Annotated in this window: 17 protein-coding genes; 7 read left to right on the top strand and 10 right to left on the bottom strand. The window is 65.7% G+C overall.

From position 1 onward, the window contains the following. The coding region (locus DH10_RS31955) for an SDR family NAD(P)-dependent oxidoreductase (RefSeq protein WP_192385727.1) at positions 1–164 on the bottom strand (164 nt) is incomplete at its 3' end. 105 nt (positions 165–269) lie between these two features. Here DH10_RS31955 and DH10_RS31950 point away from each other — a divergent pair. Next, positions 270–1,166 carry a LysR family transcriptional regulator gene (locus DH10_RS31950; protein WP_192247024.1) on the top strand — a complete coding sequence of 299 codons (897 nt, stop codon included), beginning with the start codon at positions 270–272 and terminating at the stop codon, positions 1,164–1,166. On the opposite strand, the gene DH10_RS31945 is transcribed toward DH10_RS31950, so the two are convergent. Then, positions 1,167–1,775: a TetR/AcrR family transcriptional regulator gene (locus DH10_RS31945; protein WP_246506033.1), complete on the bottom strand. Its 609-nt coding sequence runs from the start codon at positions 1,773–1,775 to the stop codon at positions 1,167–1,169. 140 nt (positions 1,776–1,915) lie between these two features. Between DH10_RS31945 and DH10_RS37760 the strand changes: the two genes are divergently transcribed. The 5 genes from DH10_RS37760 to DH10_RS31925 all read left to right on the top strand — a co-directional run bounded on the left by DH10_RS37760 (position 1,916) and on the right by DH10_RS31925 (position 6,827). Continuing rightward, complete coding sequence (locus DH10_RS37760) at positions 1,916–2,527, top strand: MFS transporter (RefSeq protein WP_343221653.1); 612 nt, start codon at positions 1,916–1,918, stop codon at positions 2,525–2,527. A gap of 15 nt (positions 2,528–2,542) precedes the next feature. Beyond that, positions 2,543–3,100 (top strand): MFS transporter, encoded by a 558-nt coding sequence (locus DH10_RS37395; protein ID WP_246811674.1) that lies wholly within the window; start codon positions 2,543–2,545, stop codon positions 3,098–3,100. 13 nt (positions 3,101–3,113) lie between these two features. Continuing rightward, a complete protein-coding gene (locus DH10_RS31935) occupies positions 3,114–4,415 on the top strand; it encodes a D-arabinono-1,4-lactone oxidase (protein WP_192247018.1) in 1,302 nt (433 codons plus the stop codon). Beyond that, positions 4,412–5,548, top strand: coding sequence for an alanine racemase (locus DH10_RS31930; protein ID WP_192385726.1), 1,137 nt, complete (start codon positions 4,412–4,414; stop codon positions 5,546–5,548). The genes DH10_RS31935 and DH10_RS31930 overlap by 4 nt, the downstream gene beginning before the upstream one ends. 343 nt (positions 5,549–5,891) lie before the next feature. Continuing rightward, complete coding sequence (locus DH10_RS31925; RefSeq protein ID WP_192244251.1) at positions 5,892–6,827, top strand: bifunctional helix-turn-helix transcriptional regulator/GNAT family N-acetyltransferase; 936 nt, start codon at positions 5,892–5,894, stop codon at positions 6,825–6,827. Between the two features lie 130 nt (positions 6,828–6,957). Here DH10_RS31925 and DH10_RS31920 read toward each other — a convergent pair whose 3' ends face one another. Beyond that, complete coding sequence (locus tag DH10_RS31920) at positions 6,958–7,791, bottom strand: AraC family transcriptional regulator (protein WP_192244249.1); 834 nt, start codon at positions 7,789–7,791, stop codon at positions 6,958–6,960. Between the two features lie 150 nt (positions 7,792–7,941). On the opposite strand from DH10_RS31920, the gene DH10_RS31915 reads away from it, so the two are divergent. After that, positions 7,942–9,477, top strand: coding sequence for a winged helix-turn-helix domain-containing tetratricopeptide repeat protein (locus DH10_RS31915; RefSeq protein ID WP_192385725.1), 1,536 nt, complete (start codon positions 7,942–7,944; stop codon positions 9,475–9,477). On the opposite strand, the gene DH10_RS31910 is transcribed toward DH10_RS31915, so the two are convergent. The 7 genes from DH10_RS31910 to DH10_RS31880 form a co-directional block, all read right to left on the bottom strand. Then, on the bottom strand, positions 9,453–9,785 hold the full coding sequence (locus DH10_RS31910; RefSeq protein WP_192385724.1) for a hypothetical protein: 333 nt from the start codon (positions 9,783–9,785) through the stop codon (positions 9,453–9,455). The two genes, DH10_RS31915 and DH10_RS31910, sit on opposite strands and share 25 nt — an antisense overlap. Positions 9,786–9,814: 29 nt before the next feature. Next, complete coding sequence (locus DH10_RS31905) at positions 9,815–10,228, bottom strand: hypothetical protein (protein WP_192385723.1); 414 nt, start codon at positions 10,226–10,228, stop codon at positions 9,815–9,817. Positions 10,229–10,294: 66 nt separating this feature from the next. Next, positions 10,295–13,396, bottom strand: a complete 3,102-nt coding sequence (locus DH10_RS31900; RefSeq protein ID WP_210327878.1) for an efflux RND transporter permease subunit — start codon at positions 13,394–13,396, stop codon at positions 10,295–10,297. A gap of 113 nt (positions 13,397–13,509) precedes the next feature. Beyond that, positions 13,510–15,090, bottom strand: a complete 1,581-nt coding sequence (locus DH10_RS31895; RefSeq protein WP_192244241.1) for an FAD-dependent monooxygenase — start codon at positions 15,088–15,090, stop codon at positions 13,510–13,512. Positions 15,091–15,092: 2 nt separating this feature from the next. After that, positions 15,093–16,232, bottom strand: coding sequence for an efflux RND transporter periplasmic adaptor subunit (locus DH10_RS31890; protein ID WP_192244239.1), 1,140 nt, complete (start codon positions 16,230–16,232; stop codon positions 15,093–15,095). 202 nt (positions 16,233–16,434) lie between these two features. Next, positions 16,435–17,370 (bottom strand): phosphatidate cytidylyltransferase, encoded by a 936-nt coding sequence (locus DH10_RS31885; RefSeq protein WP_192244237.1) that lies wholly within the window; start codon positions 17,368–17,370, stop codon positions 16,435–16,437. Then, on the bottom strand, positions 17,370–18,029 hold the full coding sequence (locus DH10_RS31880) for a lysophospholipid acyltransferase family protein (protein ID WP_192244235.1): 660 nt from the start codon (positions 18,027–18,029) through the stop codon (positions 17,370–17,372). Before DH10_RS31880 ends, DH10_RS31885 begins: the two co-directional genes overlap by 1 nt. Positions 18,030–18,153 lie beyond the last annotated feature (124 nt).

The raw sequence follows: 18,153 nt of genomic DNA, 5'->3' as shown, positions 1-18,153 counted from the left end.
CGGCCGCCCGCCGTCTCGATCTCGGCGACGGCTGCCTCAGCCTCGTCGGCGCGCGAGCGATAGGTGACGATGACGTCGACGCCCTTGCGGGCGAGGTTGAGCGCGGTGTTGCGGCCGAGGCCGCGGCTGCCGCCGGTGATCAGGGCGATGGGGCGAGTGGTCATGGCGAAATCTCCTTCTTCGTGATGGAGATCCATATACTCGCCTGACTGTGCAATATAATCGGGCCTGGATTGCCAATACTATTCAGATTATGCGAACAATCCCGCATGGATCGATTTGACAGCATGCGGCTCTTCACCCGCGTCGTGGAACGGCGCAGCTTCACCGCGGCCGCCGCCGACCTCGGCCTGCCGCGCTCCAGCGCCACCGCCTCGATCAAGCGGTTGGAGGAGCGGCTCGGCGTGCAGCTGCTGAGGCGCACCACAAGGCATGTCACGACGACGCTCGACGGCGAGGCCTACTACCAGCGCTGCATCGGCATCATTGCCGACATCGAGGATGCCGAGGGCGGCTTCGGCACGCATGAAGTGCGCGGACGCCTCAGCATCGACATCAACGGTCATATGGCCCGCACCTTCGTCATCCCGGAGCTGCCGGCGCTGCTCGCCCGCCATCCAAATCTCAGCGTCCATATCGGCGAGGGCGACCGCTTCGTCGACCTTGTGCGCGAAGGCGTCGATTGCGTGGTCCGCGCCGGGCCGCTTCCCGATAGTGACATGATCGCGCGTCGCATCGGCATGGCGCGCGAGGCGACGCTCGCCAGCCCCGCCTATCTCGATCGCCATGGCGTGCCGCGTGACCTGAACGAGCTTGCCGGGCATATGATGATCGGCTTTGTCTCGTCCCGCACCGGGCAGGTGATGCCGCTGGAATTCACCGTCGACGGCAAGGTGCGGGAGATCGTCCTGCCGTCGCGGGTCACCGTCTCCAATTCCGACACCGCCGCCACGCTGGTGCGCCAGGGTTTCGGCCTCTACCAGGCGCCGCGCCGGCGCTTCGCCGCCGACATTGAAGCCGGCCGGCTGGTCGAGGTGCTTGCCGATCATCCGCCAACGCCGACGCCGATCTCGGTGCTTTATCCACCGAGCCCTCAGCTCTCGCCACGGGTGAGGGTGTTCGTCGACTGGCTGGTGGAGATTCTGGGGCCGAAGCTCGATCCCTGATCAAAGGAACTGCCGCAACTGCGTGTGGATGATCGAGCGATAGTCCTCGATCGTGCGGCGGCTTTCCGCCTCGTCCTGTGTCAGCGCCAGTCGCACGACGCCGCCGGCGAGCTGGAAGATCAGGAACACCAGCCTCGAAAAAGCCTCGCGCTGCTCAGACTGCAACATCGGCGCGACATGGTCGCAGAACATCTTCGCCTGGTGCCGCGTCTCGGCGATATCGAGATGCTGCAACGCCTTGTCGGCCTGGATGGCGTTCTGCAGATCCTGGATGGCCGGGTCCGCTGCGACACGGGCATGATAGTCGTCAAGCAGGCGGTCGGCCGCCGCCGTCACGTCCTCCAGTCCGCGGATCTCGGCGATGATCGCGCCGAAGCGCGCGCGGCTCTCTTCCGAAAAACGCTCATAGAGCATCGCCAGGATCGCCGACTTCGAAGGAAAATAGTGATAGACGGTGGCGATCGGTCCGCCGGCCAGCGCGCCGACTTCCTTCATCGTCACCGCGTCGATGCCTTTTTCGCCGATCAGCCGCATGGTAGTGGCGAGGATCGCGTCGATGCGCTCGCGGCTGCGCTCCTGCTTGGGCCTGCGCCGCGGTTCCGTCGCCATTCGCCTTGCTTGCGTCATGCGCCAAATCTCTCAGGAGAGTGCGAATTCGCGGTTGACAATAAACATGATCAAGTATCAGTTTCGTGAAAATGCTGACAACTTGTCAGTTTTTCGATCGGGCTGCAAGGGGAGGGCGCCTCGTGACTATCACCGATGCCGGGCATGTGGATAGCGGCGACTGGCTGGTCGGCAACCCGACCAGCCTGCAGCTTGCCTCGGCACTTTGGATCGGCTCCGTCGGTCTGCTCATCCTGGGATTGCAGCCAGTGCTGCTCGGTGCGCTCTACACCGAAGGCCATGTCACGGGTGACGAGCTGGCGCTGGTCGCCACCGCGGAGATGATCGCTATCGCGATCGGCTCGGGCGTGGTGGCGATGCTCTTGCCGGCGCGCAACATGCGCCGGAAGAGCGCCGTGCTCTTGGTTCTGTTGGCGCTCGCCAATTTCTGGACAGCCTATGCGATCACTCCCAACTCATTGATTGCCGCGCGCACCCTCGCAGGCCTTGCCGAGGGTGGCTTGGTCGCCGTCGCCACCGAGCTGATCGCCCGCTCGCGTCGGGCCGAACGGGTCGGCGGCTATTTCGTCACGCTGCAGACGTTGGCGCAATGCGCGCTGGCGCTTCTGCTTGCCCTCTATGCCGTGCCTGCGGCCGGCTCGTCCGGCGGCTTCGTCGTGCTAGGCATTGTCTGCCTCATCTCGCTGGTCGTCGCCAGGATCGTGCCGGACGACTATGCCGATCTCCCGAAGTAAGAGCATTTTGCCAATGTGCTCACCGTGCCGGCGATCACCGCGCTGCTGTCGGTCTTCTGCTATTTCATGTTCTTCGGCGCCGTCTGGGCCTTTCTGGAGCCGCTCGGCGCTGAGTTCGGAATCGACGGCCGCACCGTCGGCCTGATGGTTTCGGCAAGCCTCGCCGCGCAGGTGATGGGTGCCATGACCGCGACCGCGTTCGAGGCGCGCATCGATTACCGTCTTGCCATTACCGTCATAGGCGCGGTCGCAGCGCTAAGCTCCGCGCTGCTCGCCTCGGGACCAGGCCTTTCCGTCTTCTGGGCGGTGACGCTGGTGATGGGCTTCATCCTGCTGTTCATCGTGCCTTATCAGATCCGCATGGCAATCACCGCCGACGAGACGCGAACGGCAGTGCTGTTGGTACCGGCCGCGCAGCTCTTCGGCCTCGCCATCGGCCCGATCGCCGCGTCGCTGCTGATCGACGGCGAAAACTTTCGTCCGGTGCCGGAATTCGCCGCGGGAAGCGCGCTCGCCAGCGTGGCGCTGCTCGGCGTCTTCGTGCTGGTCGGGCGGCGCCGCGATCCAGCCTGAGCGGGAGGTGACGATGGCAAACGCCTGGAGCAACTGGTCGGGCTTCGTGCAGGCGACCCCCAAGCTGATCGCCACACCCGCCGATGCGGGTGAGCTTGCCGATCTGGTGCGCTCGGCGCCCGGCCCGTTGCGCGTCGCCGGCGCCGGCCACTCCTTCACGCCGTTGGTGCAATCGGACGGCACCATCGTCTCGCTGGAGAAGATCGAGGGGCTGGTCTCGCACGACGCCGCAACCAATCGAGCAAGGGTGAGGGCAGGCACGCGGCTCGGCGCCCTGATGCACATCCTGCAAGGCATCGGCCAGGGCCTGCCCAATATGGGCGACATCGACCGCCAGGCGATCGGCGGCGCGCTGGGCACCGCCACGCACGGTTCCGGTCCGACACTCGGCGCTTACCACACGCAGCTCGAGACGGTGCAACTCGTCGACGGGCAGGGCAAGCTGCGCGAGTTCAGCCGGGCGGGCGACCAGGATATGATCCACGCCACCGGCGTCGCGCTGGGCGCCTTCGGCGTGTTGACCGAAGTGACGATGAACAATATCGCGACCTACCGGCTGCGGCGCCGCAAGTGGGCGCTGCCGATCGCAGACATGCTGCGCGACTTCGAGACGATGATGGGCGGGCACCGTTCGGCCGAATTTTACTACATCCCGTTTTCCGGCTATGCGCAGTTCATCGCCAGCGACCTGAGCGACGCGCAGCCGACACCGCGGCCTACCGAGGATGACGAGGAGGGGCTTGCGACGTTGCGCAAGCTGCGCACCGCGCTGCGCTGGCTGCCGTCGCTGCGCCGCGCGCTGATCAAAGGCGCCGTGAAAAAGGTGCCGTCCGAGGACTATGTGCAGGACTGGCTCAACGTCTATGCCAGCGACCGCCGCACCAGGTTCAACGAGATGGAGTACCACCTGCCTTACGAGGAAGGCCCGAAGGCGTTGGCCGAGATCATCGCGCTGACCGAAAAACACTTTCCGGAAGTCTATTTCCCGATGGAGGTGCGTTCGGTGGCGCCGGACGAATTCTGGCTCTCGCCCTTCCACAAAAGGCTGACCTGCTCGATCGCCATCCACCACGATGCGGCGAACGACCCGCTGCCCTTCATGCGCGCCGCCGAACCCATTTTCCGCAGATATGGCGGGCGGCCGCATTGGGGAAAAATGCACAACCTCAAGGCGGCGGACTTCAAGAAACTTTATCCGCGCTGGGATGACGCGATGGCGGTGCGCCGCGACATCGATCCCGAAAACCGCTTCGTGTCGCCTTACATGGCCGGCCTGTTCGGCATCGAGCCCGGTTCTTTTGGCATCCAACAATGAGCGCCTATTTCGCCGAGTTGTCGAAGGCGCTGAAGGCGGCGGAGATCTTTCAGCCCTGCCTGGTGCTCGACCGTGACCGGCTGGATGGTAATATCGCGCTGGTGAAGGAAAGGCTGGCGCCGGGCTTTGCCGTGCGACTGGTCGACAAGTCGCTGCCTTGCCTGCCGCTGCTTTCGCATATCGCGGGAGCGCTCAACACCAGCCGCTTCATGACCTTCCATCCGCCGGTAACGCAGGCCGTGCTCGACGCCTTCCCTGAAGGCGACCTGCTCTACGGCAAGCCGATGCCGCTGGGTGCTGCCAGGGCCGCGCTTATGCGTGGCGGCAACGGCTGGTGGTCCCGCGTCTGCTGGCTGATCGACACGCCGGAGCGGCTCTCGGAATATGGCGCTCTCGCCGCCGAACTCAGTACAGAGTTGCGCTTCGCCTTCGAGGTCGATGTCGGCCTGCATCGCGGCGGTTTCGCCAATCCCGCCGAGATCACGACGCTGACAGTCCCCAGGGGCCTGCGCTGCGAAGGCATCATGGCCTATGAGGCGCATGCGCCGGAGATTCCCGGCCTGTTCGGCGGGTCGGAAAAAGCGCTGAAGAAGGCCTCGGCCAGGGCTGTGGAATTCGCCGCTGCCCTCGGTCCGGACCAGCGCCGCGTCCTCAACATCGGTGGCTCGAAGACGGCGCTGCTGCATGGCGCAGGTGTGGCCAACGAAGTGTCGATCGGCTCGGCCTTCGTGCTGCCGAGCGACTTCGACACGCCGGGTCTCGACGGCTTCCAGCCGGCGGCCTTCATCGCGACGCCGATCCTGAAGGCGCTCGATCCGGTGCTGCCCGGCGCGGCGGCGGTTTCCAAAGCGCTGCAGGCGCTTGGCCTGTTCCCGCGCAAGGGCTGCTATCTCTATGGCGGCAAGTGGATGGCAGTGCCGGTGTTCCCCGAAGGCATGAAGCCGAACGGGCTGATCGGCCTGTCGTCCAACCAGCAGTTCATGGGTTTGCCGGCGGGAGCGAATGTGAAGCCTGGAGACTACGCCTTCCTGCGGCCGAAACAGAGCGAGGCTGTGCTGCAGCATTTCGGCTCGCTCGCGGTGTTTTCCGGCGGGCGCATCGTCGAGTCCTGGCCGGCGCTGCCGATGGGGTGAGGGCGTCGTATCGGCGCTCGCCATTGGCGCCTGCATCCGCGATGTCGTCATTCTAGGGCAGCGACGCGAAGCGGAGCGAAGACCCTAGAATCCATGCCATTACGTCCGCCGAAGAACGATACGGGTGCAGAAGAAGGTATCCTATGCCCGCGTTTCGCTGCCAAGGTCTGCACCGTTGCTGCGCTGCGCTTATAGGTCACGGTATGGATTCTAGGGTCTGCGCGCGTCGCTTCGCTCCTTGCTCCGCCCTAGAACGACGAAGTTGTGTACTACCCCACTCCGACCGATTTATTGACTCAGTCAACTAAATGGTTGATCCTGTCTGGGGACAGGAGGAACTCCCATGACCATCCACGACCACCCCGGCAAAGAGCGCATCGATGCGGTGCGCGCCTTCAACCGCTTCTACACCCGCCAGATCGGCGTGCTCGACGAAGGCTGGCTGAAAAGCACCTTTTCGCTGACCGAGGCGCGGGTGCTTTACGAGCTTGCCCATCGCGACGGGCTCGTCGCCAGCGACCTCGTCCGCGACCTCGGACTCGACCCCGGCTATGTCAGCCGGCTGTTGAAAAAATTCGAGGAGCGCGGTCTGGTCGAGCGTGCCGCTTCGGAGGCCGATGCGCGGCGTTCCTCGATTGCGCTCACGCCGGCGGGCAGGGAGGCTTTCGCGCCGCTCAACCAGGATTCGCATAACCAAGTGCGCGCGCTGCTCGATCGTCTGGCGCCGGCCGACCAGGAACGGCTGGTCAAGGCGATGCGCACGGTGCAGGACCTGCTCGGCGACAAACCTGAACCCAAGGTGCCCTATGTCCTGCGGCCGCTGCAGGTCGGCGACATCGGCTGGATCACGCATCGTCAGGGCCTGCTCTACGCGCTGGAATATGGCTGGGACGAAACTTACGAGGCGCTGGTTGCCGAGATCCTTGGCGAATTCGTCAAGAACTTTGTCTCGCAATGGGAGCGAAGCTGGGTCGCGGAACGGGAAGGCGAGGTGGTCGGCTCGGTCTTTGTCGTGCGCAAGTCGCCCAAGGTGGCGAAGCTCAGGCTGCTCTATGTCGAGCCGTCGGCGCGTGGCCTCGGCATCGGCCGGCGGCTGGTCGACGAATGCATCGCCTTCGCGCGCGCCAAGGACTACAGGACGCTGACGCTGTGGACCAACGATATACTGGGCTCGGCCCGCCGCATCTACCAGGCGGCAGGCTTCAAGCTTGTCGAGGAGGAGCGCCACCATTCCTTCGGCAAGGATCTTGTCGGCCAGACGTGGAATTTGGAGCTTTAGATTCGGGTGGGGCCGGCCTGCAAATGGCGGCTTCCTGCGCTTCCGGTGCTCACGTACTTCAGTACGCTCCGCTCCGGTTCTCGGAATCCGCCATTTTCGACTCGGCCTGACCCGAATCCGGCAGGCCGAGTCAGGTTTTGATCGGCACCCAGATCTCCAGACCGCCATTGCCGCTGCGCGGATCGAACTCCGGTCCGTAGCGCTCGAATTCCGGCGCGTCGGCGATCTCATAGCCGGAGGCCGGCAGCCATTTGTTCCAGATCGTGTTGACCGTCCGGCGGATGGTCGAGATGTGGTCGCGGTGCGCAAACACTGCATATTTCTGCGCCGGCACGCGCACCCGGAAAAACTCCTTGGGCAGCTCCGAGAAATCGGCGACCTCTACGCCGGCGACGTAGTCGAAATTGCCGGTATCGTCGCCGTTGACGCAGACGCCGTACGCGACGTCGTCGATCTGGCCGGGGATGTTGCCGAAATACGGGCCGAAGCGCTGCCATTGCATAGGGATGCCGGCGCTTAATTCGCAACTGTAGCGCTCGCCGAGCCCGGCGATGAGGAACGGCTGGCTGGTCTCGAAGCGCGGCGGCTCGAGCGTGGTGAGAAGCGAGCTGTCCATGAGGATGGGCTCCACGAGGTCTAGGTTTTGGGTCGAGCCTCCAGCGCGCACCAGTTCCGGCGTGGTGCCGAACTGGTCGCGGAAGGCTCGCGTGAAAGCCTCATGCGAGCCGTAGCCGGCATCGAGCGCAACCGCCAGGATATCGCTCGCGCCGCCGGCAAGCTTGCGCGCCGCTTCGCTGAGCCTGCGCGCCCGCATATAGCCCATGACCGACCGTCCCGTGGCCGCGCCGAAGGCGCGCGTCACGTGGAAGCGCGACACACCGCTGCTCGCCGCGACATCGTCGAGAGAAATCGCATCCGGCAGATGGCTTTCGACAAACCACAGCGCCTTCTCGGTCGGGTTCATGGCTCCTCGCATTCGGCGTGGCGACACTAGCCGCCGCGCCGACTGCGAGTTTGATCGAAATTGCGCGGTGAGCAATAATGGCAGCGCGCATGCCGGTTCGAGTGGAGCGACTTGGCATTCTGCGCGATAGGCGGGAAGGGGTATGTCCCGATGACGACGGCGACGGCCGATCAGGTGTTCCGGTTTGGCGGGTTCACGCTCGACCTGGCCATGGGCACGCTGCGCGGCGTCAACGAGCCGCTGTTCCTGCGACCGAAAGCCTATGCACTGCTTTCGCATCTCGCCCGCAACATGGGCCGCGTCGTGCCGAAGTCGGAACTGATGGATGTCGTCTGGCCCGGCGTCTATGTCACCGAGGATTCGCTCACCCAGTCGGTGCGCGAGATCCGCAAGGTGCTGGGCGACGACATGGTGCGCACCGTCTCCAAGCGCGGCTATATGCTGGCCGCGGAAGCGGAGGCCGCGCCCGAGATCAGCAGCCAGCCGATCGTGGCGGTGGTGCGTTTCCGCAATGAGAGCGGCGATCCGGCCGACGAGGCGATGGTCGACGGCTTCGCCGAGGACCTCATCAACGGCGTGGCGCGCTTCGGCACGGTCACGGTGCTGGCGCGGAATTCCAGCTTTTCCTTCTCCTCCTTCGGCCGCGCCGAGTGGCCGCAGATCCGCGCCCGCATCGGCGCCGACTACCTGGTCGAAGGCTCGCTGCGCCGCCAGGGCGAGCATGTCGTGGTGACCGTCAGCCTCGTCGACATCGCCACTGCCAGCCAGCTCTGGGGCGACCGCTATCAGTCGCAAGGCGCCGGCCTGTTCGCGATCGAGCGCGAGATCGTCGAGCAGATCGTCAGCCGGCTGGTCACGCGGGTCGCCAATGCCGGGCTGGAGCATGCCTCGCGCAAGCCGGTGACCAGCCTTGCTGCCTACGAGCTTCTGCTGCGCGGCTTTGCATTGCTGCGCGATCCGGCCCAGACCGACCAGCGCGGCGCCGAGGCCTTGTTCGAGGCGGCGATCGCCAAGGATCCGAATTACGGCCTGGCGTACTCCTATCTCGCCCTGGCGCGCTCGCTGGACGGGGAGTTTGGACGCGCCAGCGACGCGGTGCTCGAAAACGCGCGCGACCTTGCCGACAAGGGCCTGGCGCTGTCGCCGGATCAGCCGACCGGTCATCGGGTGCAATCGCTGATCCGCCTTTATATGCGCGACCATGAAGCGGCCGAACACCACATGCGCATTGCGCTGCAGCTCAACCCGTACGATGCCGACAGCATCGAGCAGATGGGCATGCTGCTCACCATGCGCGGTCGGCCGCTCGAAGCGTTGACCTGGCTGGCTAGAGGCATCCGCATCGATCCCTTGCATCCGCACTGGTATCAGTTCGACCGCGCGCTGGCGCTCTACATGATGGGCGAGTACCGCCAGGCGGCGGAGGCGCTGGAACTCGCGACGCGCCCGGCGCCCTGGATCCGCACGCGGCTGGCCGCCTGCTATGCCCAGATGGGCGAGATGGAGAAGGCGCGGCGGCAGATCGCTCTCATCGAGGGGGGCGATCCCTTCTCGCCGCTCGACTATGCGCTGCGCGGCGTGCCGTTCGAAAACCGCGCCGATGCCGAGCATCTCGCCGAAGGCGTCAGACTTGCCCTCGGCGAGGTTGTGCCGGAGGCACCTCAATCGACGACGACCACGATATAGCGACCCTGATAGAGCCGGTAATAGGTGCCGCCGCAGCGCCAGACGTCGAACCCGTTGACCTTGGTGCGGACACAGCCCGCCGGCAGCGTGGCGACCCAGACGGTGGTGTGCCTCAGCACCCTCCATGTCGCGGTGCGGCGGGCGACGCCGGCTGCGCTGCGCGGCGTCCAAGGCGCGCCGATGCGGGCCTCGGCGGTGCCGACCAGCGAGAGGGCCGGGACGGCGGTGCCGACGATCTCGACAACGGTTAGAGCGAGCGCGAAAAGGGCCGCCGCGGAACGGAATTTCTTCACGGATTTCGAAGGCATTTTCGTTTGTCCTGATGTTGATCGAAGGTCTAGTGGGAGGATGAGGCGGCAAGACGGATCGAACCCGCCATTGCCGCCAGGTGAGCAACCACGAACAGAAAGTGCGCCGCGGTTGTGACGTAGCCGACGACGAGCACGTCGGCGGCGATGAAGAACTGCCAGAACAGAAGATTTGCCGTTCCGAGCAGCGCATGCACGGTAGCCAGGACGGCATTCCAGTTGCGGGAATAGGCGATACGCCAGAGCGTCACGCCGATGATCAGGGCGAGCCCGTGCGCCTCGATGAACCCGATGCCGGCACCGGGCGCATCGCCAAGCAGAACGGCCTCCGCGCCGCGCCCGAAGAACGAGCCGGCAATGTCGGTGGCGAGCCCGCCGGCCGAGGCAAGGATCAGGAAGCCGGCATTGACGCGAACGAGGAGATTTCCAAAGAAGGGAGTCATGGTCGTTCCTTTGCTGGTGAGATGCGGCCACGGCGGCATCCCGCCGTGGCTTGCAGTGCCTGCCGCTCAGGCGGCCAGGGGCTGAGTTTCAGTGGTGGCGGTGATCGGCTCAGCCGCCGGGTCGGTCTCGGCCGGCGCCTTGATGCGGAACCAAGCGACGTAGAGCGTCGGCAGGAACACCAGCGTCAGCACGGTCGCAACCATCAGGCCGCCCATCACCGCATAGGCCATTGGCCCCCAGAACACCGTCGGCGCGATCGGGATCATGCCGAGGATGGCGGCCGCCGCCGTGAGCAGGATCGGCCGCAACCGATGCGTGGTGGCGCTGATCACTGCGGCCCACGGCTCCTCGCCGGCAGCGATGTGCTGGTCGATCTGCGCGAGCAGGATCACCGAGTTGCGGATCACCATGCCGATCAGCGACATCACGCCGAGGATCGCGACGAAGCCAATGGGTGCACCCGAGAGAAGCAGCGCGCCGGCGACGCCGATCAGAGCCAGCGGCGCAGTAAGCAGCACCAGCACCAGGCGCTGGAAGCTCATCAGCTGGATCATCAGAACGGTGGCCATGATGAATAGCATCAGCGGGAAGACCACGAAGATGCTGGCCTGCGCCTTGGCGCTGTCCTCGATGACGCCGCCCTGCTCGACGCTGTAGCGCGCCGGCAGCTCCGCCTTGAAGGCGGAGATCGCGTTCTCCAGCCGCCGCGACACGGTCGTGGCATTCTCGCCTGGCGCGACTTCCGCCTGCACGGTCACGGTCGGAAGCCGGCCGCGGCGCCAGATCAGCGGCGGCTCGGTCTGGTAGCTGAGCTTCGCCACCTGTTCCAGCGGCACGCGCCGTCCGCCGGAAGCGCTGATCGTCAGGCCGCGCAGCGTGTCGATGCTGGCGCGTTCGCTATCCACCGCCCGGGCGACGATGTCGATCAGGTAGGTGTCGTCGCGCATCTGCGTGATCTTCGAGCCGGATAGCACCGCGTTGATCGTCTCCGAGAGCTGCTGCGAGGAGATGCCCAGAGCGCGCGCCCGGTCCTGGTCGACATCGACCTTGATCACCTTGGCCGGCTCGTTCCAGTCGTAGTTGATGTTGCGCACGGAAGCATCGCTGCCCAGCACCTGCGCGAACTGCTGTGCCAGGCTGCGCGTCTTGTCCGGATCCGGACCGCTGACGCGGAACTTCAGCGGCCAGCCGACCGGCGGGCCGAGCTCCAGTGGCGTGACGCGGGCCATGACGTCGTCGAAGCCGGTCGACAGCTCCTTCTCCAGCCGGTCGATGACGGCCTGGCGCACGGCGTGGCCCTTGGTCACCACCACGGCCTGGGCGAAAAAGTCGTTGGCGAGCTGCGCGTCGAGCGGCAGGTAGAAGCGCACCGCGCCCTGGCCGACATAGAAGCTCCAGTGATCGATGTCGGGATCGGCGGCAAGCAGCTTCTCGACGCGCTCGACCACGGCATCCGTCGACTTGATCGAGGCGGTGCGCGGCAGCGTGAGGTCGAGCATGACCTCCGGCCGGTCGGACTTCGGGAAGAACTCCTGGCCGACAAAGCCCATCGCCACGACCGAGAGTGCGAACAGCCCGGCCGTCGCCGACAGCACCAGCCACTTCGCCCGCATCGCCACCTCCAGCAGCGCCTGGAAGCCACGCGCAATGCGCGACGGCTGATGGCCGTCATGGCCCTTGATGCGATCGGGCAGAAGGAAGACGCCGGTGAGCGGCGTGAACAGCACCGCGACCACCCAGGAGACGACCAGCGCTATTGCCACGACCGCGAACAGCGAGAAGCAATATTCGCCGGCGCCGCTCTTGGCGAAGCCGACCGGCACGAAGCCGGCGATCGTCACCACCGTGCCGGTGAGCATCGGGAAGGCGGTCGAGGTGTAGGCATAGGTAGCGGCAGAGATCTTGTCGTGGCCTTCCTCCATGCGCGCGATCATCATCTCGACCGCGATCATCGCATCGTCGACCAGCAAACCAAGGGCGATGATCAGCGCGCCGAGCGAGATGCGCTGCAGCGAGATGCCGAAATACTCCATGGTGACGAAGGTGATCGCCAGCACCAGCGGGATGGCGACCGCCACCACGACGCCGGGTCGCCAGCCGAGAGCGAGCAGCGAGACCGCGAGCACGATCGCGATCGCCTCGCCGAGACTCTTGGTGAACTCGCCGACGGACTCTTCCACGACGTGCGACTGGTCGGCGACCATGCCGAGCTCGGCGCCGAGCGGCAACTCGGCCTCCATCTCGTGCATCTTCTCCTTGACGTTCTCGCCCAGCGCCAGGGCGTCGCCGCCCGCGGTCATCGAGATGGCGATGCCGACGGCGGATTTGCCGTTGAAGCGGAACATCGGCTGCGGCGGGTCGGAATAGGCGCGCTTGACCTCGGCGACGTCGCCCAGCCGGAAGTAATGGCCGTTGGCGTAGAAGTTGATCGCCTTCAGGCTCTCTTCGGAGGTGAAGCTGCCGGAGACGCGGATGGCGATGCGCTCGGGGCCGGCGTCGACCGTGCCGCTCGGCGTCAGCGCGTTCTGCGCCTGCAGCGCCTGCGACAGCGTGCCGACGTCGAGGCCGAGCGCCGCCACCTTCTGCGTCGAAAATTCGAGATAGATCTTCTCGTCCTGCTGGCCGATCAGGTCGACCTTGGCGACATCTTTCACGGTGAGCAGCCCGGCGCGCCGGCTTGTCGCCAGGTCCTTCAGCTCGCGATGGCTGAGGCTGTCGGAGGTGAGCGCGTAGATCAGCGAATAGGTGTCGCCGAACTCGTCATTGAAGAACGGGCCCTGCACGCCTGACGGCAGCGTCGGCTTGATGTCGTTGAGCTTCTTGCGCACCTGGTACCAGAGCGGCTGCACCTGGTCGCCGGCCACCGTGTCCTTGAGGTTGACGAAAACGACGGATTCGCCCGGCTTGGTGTAGCTCTTGACGTAGTCGAGGTCGGGCAGCTCCTCGAGCTTCTTCTCGATGCGGTCGGTGATCTGCTCGACGGTGTCGCTGGTGCTGGCGCCCGGCCACATCGTCTTCACCACCATGGTCTTGATGGTGAAGGGCGGGTCCTCCTCGCGACCGAGGCCGCGATAGGCGTAAAGGCCGGCAAGTGCGGCCGCGATCATCAGATAGACGATGAAGCTGCGGTGGCGCAGCGCCCATTCGGAAAGATTGAAGCTGGTCATGATGCAAATCCCTCTCAGCGCGCAAAGGCGCGTTCCGCCGGCGGCTGCCGGCAGGCGAAACAAATGACGGTCGGGGTTCGGTTGGCGCCCGCCGCGTGGCGGGCGCCGGAAAGTCAGGCCAGGCTGTGCATGGTGCCCGGGACCCGGTAGGGCGCGCGCTCTGCAAGCCTCGGCCTGATGGCGAGACCGGCGAGGTAGCGCTGGAAGGGGGCCGCTTCCTGGACCGGCGAGGCGAACGCGACATGGCCGTCGGGCCTCACCAGATAGGCTGCGTCGCGCTGCAGGCCGGCTTTCCCGGCTGCATTCGTCCAGGCGAAGGCGTGGATCGGAATGCCGCTCGGCGCGAGCATCGCCCGGAAGTCGCAACTGGCCTCGCCATAGACATGAACCTGCCAGTCGAGCGATCGCAGCGGCTCGAAATTGTCGCCCCCGGCGCCGGGAATATTGCCGACGACATAGGGCAGGCGGTCGCCGCCGCTGACCTTGCCCGCCATGCCCGAGCTGATCGGCCCGGCGCGATACTGGATCGCCGCCTGCGAGATCACGCCGAAGAAGGCGCGCGAGCCGACCGAGGTGTGCAGCGCGATGTTCAGGATCTTCGGCATCAGGTAGCGCCGGAACAGGCCGACGAGCCGCGAGCGGCTGGTGGCGATGCGGAACGCCTGGTCGGTGCTTTCGATCAGCTTGCGGGCGAAGGCGATGCGTTCCGGCTCGTAGCTGTCGAGCAGGCGCGGATCGGCCCGACCCTGCACGACTGCCGCGAGCTTCCAGGCGAGGTTAACCGCATCGCCCATACCGGTGTTCATGCCCTGGCCGCCGGCCGGGCTGTGGATGTGGCCGGCGTCGCCTGCGAGGAAGACGCGGCCGACGCGGAAGCGCTCGGCGACGCGGTGGTGGACGCGGTAGGTCGAGAACCAGTTGACCTCGTGGACCTTGACGCCGGTGTCGCGCTCGACATCGGCGCGGATCGCCTCGAAGCTGATCGTCTCGTCGGCCTCATGCGCCTTTGGCACGATGCCGATCAGCCGGACCGAACCGGATTGCCGGACCGGCATGACGATGGCGAAGCCGTAGGTGCTGATCGTCGTGTCCATGCCGTTGCGCGTGATGTCGCCGCTGCCTTTCACGTCAGCGACGTAGAAGGACTGTTCGTAAGTGCCGCCCGGGAAGCCGATGTTCAGCCCGTGGCGCACCGCGCTGCGGGCGCCGTCACAGCCTGCGAGATAGGCGGCGCTGACGGTCTCGGTCCGGCCATTCCTGCTCAGCGTGGCGATGACCGCCTCGCCCTTGTCCTGGAAAGCGACGAGCTCCGTATTGCGCTCGACCACGACGCCGGCGCGCTCCAGATGCGTGATCAGCACGCGCTCATGGATATCCTGCGGCAGCGCGAAGGCGAAGGAGTAGGGGCTGATGCCGCGGCCGAAATCGGAAAGCGGCAGCCTGGCAGCGATGCCCGCCGGCGTGTGCACCGTGAGACGCTCGAGCCGGATGCCCTCGGCAAGGATGTCCTCGACGATGCCGATCTGACGGTGGAATTCCAGCGTGCGCGCCTGGACGGCAAGCGCCCGCGAGGTTTCGCCCGGGCCGGTGGCCTTATCGAAGATGCGCACCGGCACGCCGAGCCTGGTCAGCCAGAGAGCGAGCGTCAGACCGGTCGGACCGGCGCCGGCAATGAGGACCTTTGTTCTGGACATGGTCATTTTCCTTCTCCCTCAACGATACGAACTTTTTCGTATTCCCGCAGCCGGTTTACGCCGGCAATGACGACCAGATCGCCCTTGGCGAGGCCTTCGCTGACGACGACGCGGTCGGTCTCGTAGCGGGCAACCGTGACGGGCTTCAGTTCCACCGCCGACGCGGCGGACACGACCCACACGGCCGGCTTGCCGTCCTTGTCGAACAGCGCGCTGCCCGGCAGCACCATGACCGGCGCGCCACCCATCTCGGCGCGGCCGGAAACGCTGGCGCCGAAGCGCATCTCGTCGGGCGCATTCTCGATCGAGACCTTCACCTGGAAGGTGCGGGTCGCGGCATCGGCCATCGGCGCGATCTCGCGGATGGTGCCGACGGCGGTGATCGCCGGATTGCTAAGCAGCGAGACGGTTACCTGCGGCAGCCGCTTGGTGTCGGGCGCGTTGGCGAAGGCGGCTTCCGCGATCGAAAACACCGCGTCGCGGCTGTTCGGATCGGCGACGCGCACCACCATCTGCCCGACATTGACGGACTGGCCGGCTTCGGCGCCGGTCGCGGTGACGATGCCGTCGAATTCCGCATGCAGCTCGGTATAGCCGAGCTGGTCCTTGGCCATCTCGAAGCCGATGGTCGCCGATTTGAGCTTGGCTTGCGCCGAGCGCAGGTTCTTCAGTGTCGCGTCATAATTGGCGCGGGTGGTGAAACCCTTGGCGAGCAGCGCGCCGATGCGGGCTTCGGCGGCGCTTGCCTCGACGAGAACGGCCTGCGCCGCCGCGACGTCGGCCTCGGCGCTGGCGAGCCGATTGCGATAGTCCTGATCGTCGATGCGGGCGAGCACTTCGCCCTTCTTCACCGTCGCGCCGATCTCGGCGACACGTTCGATGAGCTTGCCGGATACGCGGAAGCCGAGATCGCTTTCGAGCCTCGGGCGTATCTCGCCGACGGCGGTGCGGGTGTCCGCGCCGAGCATCGGGGCGACCGCTATCGCCTTGACGAGCTTCGTCTCCGGCGCCGCCGGCTTGGCGTTCGAGGCCTTGCTTCTTGCGCCGTGCCAGACCACCGCTGCACCGCAGGCAAGAACGGCGATCGAGCCGGCGACAAGGCGGCGCCTCAGCGGCCTGTTGTGGAAGAGTGCGGCAATCATGTTGTCTCCATGCTCAAGGTTGCGGCCGCACTGGGAGAATGCGACCGGGAAAACGTGTCGGCTGGAGAGGGATCGGGCGCTTGCGGCCTGTCTTTCGCCAGCCCCATCTTCTTGGCGTTTCAGGCCCGGGAAATCCCGAACGGTTTCTGAAAATTTTCCGATGTTTGGGTGAGACGGCGCCGGCACGTGCCGCCGGTGACGCTCAAACCGTCCAGAAGTAGCGCACGATGTGGAAGAAGATCGGCGCGGCGAAGACCAGGCTGTCGGTGCGGTCGAGCATGCCGCCATGGCCCTCGATCAGGTGGCCCCAATCCTTGACGCCTTGGTCGCGCTTGATCGCCGAGGCGACGAGCCCGCCGAGGAAGCCCATGGTGCAGGCGACGAAGGCGACCACTGACGCCTGCAGCGGCGAGAACGGCGTGATGAAGGAGAGCAACGCGCCGAGCAGGCTCGACGCGACGAGGCCGCCGATCAGCCCTTCCCAAGTCTTCGACGGCGAGACGTTTGGCGAAAAGCGGTGTTTTCCGAACAGCTTGCCGAAGATGTACTGCAGCACGTCGCTGCCCTGCACGACAATGATCAGAAAGGCGACGAGCAAGAGGTTGCGGCCCTCGAAACCCGGCACGTTGAGGGTCAGCAGGGCAGGGACGTGGCTGACGCAGTAGACCGAGATCATGATCGCCCATTGCTGCGCCGACACGCGCTCCAGGAAGCGCTCGGTATCGCCATGCAGCGCCGTGATCGCCGGCATCAGCAGGAAGCAGTAGACCGGGATGAAGATCACGAACAGGCCGTACCAGGCCGTCCACACCAGCCAGTACTGGAACGGAATGACGATGCCGAACATGCCGAGCAGCACCCAGTGGTCGCTGCGACGGCTGTGCGTCAGCGTCACGAACTCGCGCAGCGCCGCGAACGAGATCAGCGCGAACAGGATGGTCATGCCGTAGCGGCCGAAGAAGAAGGCGACCGTCATCAGCGCCACCATCACCCACCAAGCGTTGATGCGCTGCGTGAGGTTGACCAGCGTCGCGCTCAGCGGCTTTGGCGCGCGCATCGAAAGGATGCCGGCGGTGACGCTGGCGGTGCTCAGCACCACGAAAAGGCCGATGATCAAAATACTGATTTCGTGGCGCATCAATTGTCTCGATCAGGGCGCGGGTTCAGCGCCAGAAGTGCCGCGCGGGCTCGCTCCAGGAAGGCACGGCGTTCCTCGCCTGGCGCGACCGCCACCGGCGCGCCGAAGACGACGCGGCAGAGCAGCGGCACCGGCAGGAACTGGCCCTTGGGCAGCACGCGCGACATGTTCTCGATCCAGCACGGGATCAATTCGACATCCGGCCGCGCCATCGACAGATTGTAGAGACCGGAGCGGAAGGGCAGCAGCTCGTCGCTCATGTTGCGAGTGCCTTCCGGGAAGATGATCAGCGAGTGGCCCTGGTCGAGGACAGAGAGCATGACGGAGATCGGGTTCTCTTCCGGGCTGGTCCATTGCCGGCTGATCAGCACGGAGGACAGCATGTCCTCGGCAATGAAGCGGCGCAGCCGCGACTTCCCCCAATATTCGGCGGCGGCCACCGCATGCGTGATGGCTCGTTCCTTCTCGCTGAGGCATGCCGACAAAAGGATGAAATCGCCATGACTGGTATGGTTGGCGAAATAGATGCGCTGCCGGTCGGACGGCTGGCTGCCGCTCCAGATCGGTCGCACGCCGGTCACCGCCCAGGCCAGCGCCGACAGGCCGACCGAGGTCGCCGTCTGCAATAGGGTGAAGGTCCGGAGCGCAAGCCTGCTCATCGCGGCATCCAGAATCCGGCGGCCAGGAACGCGACGACGAAGATCGCCAAGGCGATGCGCTGCCGGGCAAGCAGACGGCGCGTTCCGGCGATGCGGTCGTCGAGCGGGCGCGGCGTGGCCGGGC

It is taken from the genome of Mesorhizobium silamurunense (genome assembly GCF_014843825.1).
In the GTDB taxonomy this organism is placed as follows: Bacteria; Pseudomonadota; Alphaproteobacteria; order Rhizobiales; family Rhizobiaceae; genus Mesorhizobium; species Mesorhizobium silamurunense.
Note: the sequence above shows the minus strand (reverse complement) of the source record. Positions and strands in the feature narration are given on the sequence as shown.

Coding starts and splice junctions, on each gene's coding strand:
- DH10_RS31930 (WP_192385726.1), top strand. CDS start 4,412: ATGAGCGCCTATTTCGCCGAGTTGTCGAAGGCGCTGAAGGCGGCGGAG.
- DH10_RS31950 (WP_192247024.1), top strand. CDS start 270: ATGGATCGATTTGACAGCATGCGGCTCTTCACCCGCGTCGTGGAACGG.
- DH10_RS31900 (WP_210327878.1), bottom strand. CDS start 13,396: ATGACCAGCTTCAATCTTTCCGAATGGGCGCTGCGCCACCGCAGCTTC.
- DH10_RS31920 (WP_192244249.1), bottom strand. CDS start 7,791: ATGAACCCGACCGAGAAGGCGCTGTGGTTTGTCGAAAGCCATCTGCCG.
- DH10_RS31885 (WP_192244237.1), bottom strand. CDS start 17,370: ATGCGCCACGAAATCAGTATTTTGATCATCGGCCTTTTCGTGGTGCTG.
- DH10_RS31905 (WP_192385723.1), bottom strand. CDS start 10,228: ATGACTCCCTTCTTTGGAAATCTCCTCGTTCGCGTCAATGCCGGCTTC.
- DH10_RS31895 (WP_192244241.1), bottom strand. CDS start 15,090: ATGTCCAGAACAAAGGTCCTCATTGCCGGCGCCGGTCCGACCGGTCTG.
- DH10_RS31915 (WP_192385725.1), top strand. CDS start 7,942: ATGACGACGGCGACGGCCGATCAGGTGTTCCGGTTTGGCGGGTTCACG.
- DH10_RS31945 (WP_246506033.1), bottom strand. CDS start 1,775: ATGGCGACGGAACCGCGGCGCAGGCCCAAGCAGGAGCGCAGCCGCGAG.
- DH10_RS31910 (WP_192385724.1), bottom strand. CDS start 9,785: ATGCCTTCGAAATCCGTGAAGAAATTCCGTTCCGCGGCGGCCCTTTTC.
- DH10_RS31925 (WP_192244251.1), top strand. CDS start 5,892: ATGACCATCCACGACCACCCCGGCAAAGAGCGCATCGATGCGGTGCGC.
- DH10_RS31890 (WP_192244239.1), bottom strand. CDS start 16,232: ATGATTGCCGCACTCTTCCACAACAGGCCGCTGAGGCGCCGCCTTGTC.
- DH10_RS31935 (WP_192247018.1), top strand. CDS start 3,114: ATGGCAAACGCCTGGAGCAACTGGTCGGGCTTCGTGCAGGCGACCCCC.
- DH10_RS31880 (WP_192244235.1), bottom strand. CDS start 18,029: ATGAGCAGGCTTGCGCTCCGGACCTTCACCCTATTGCAGACGGCGACC.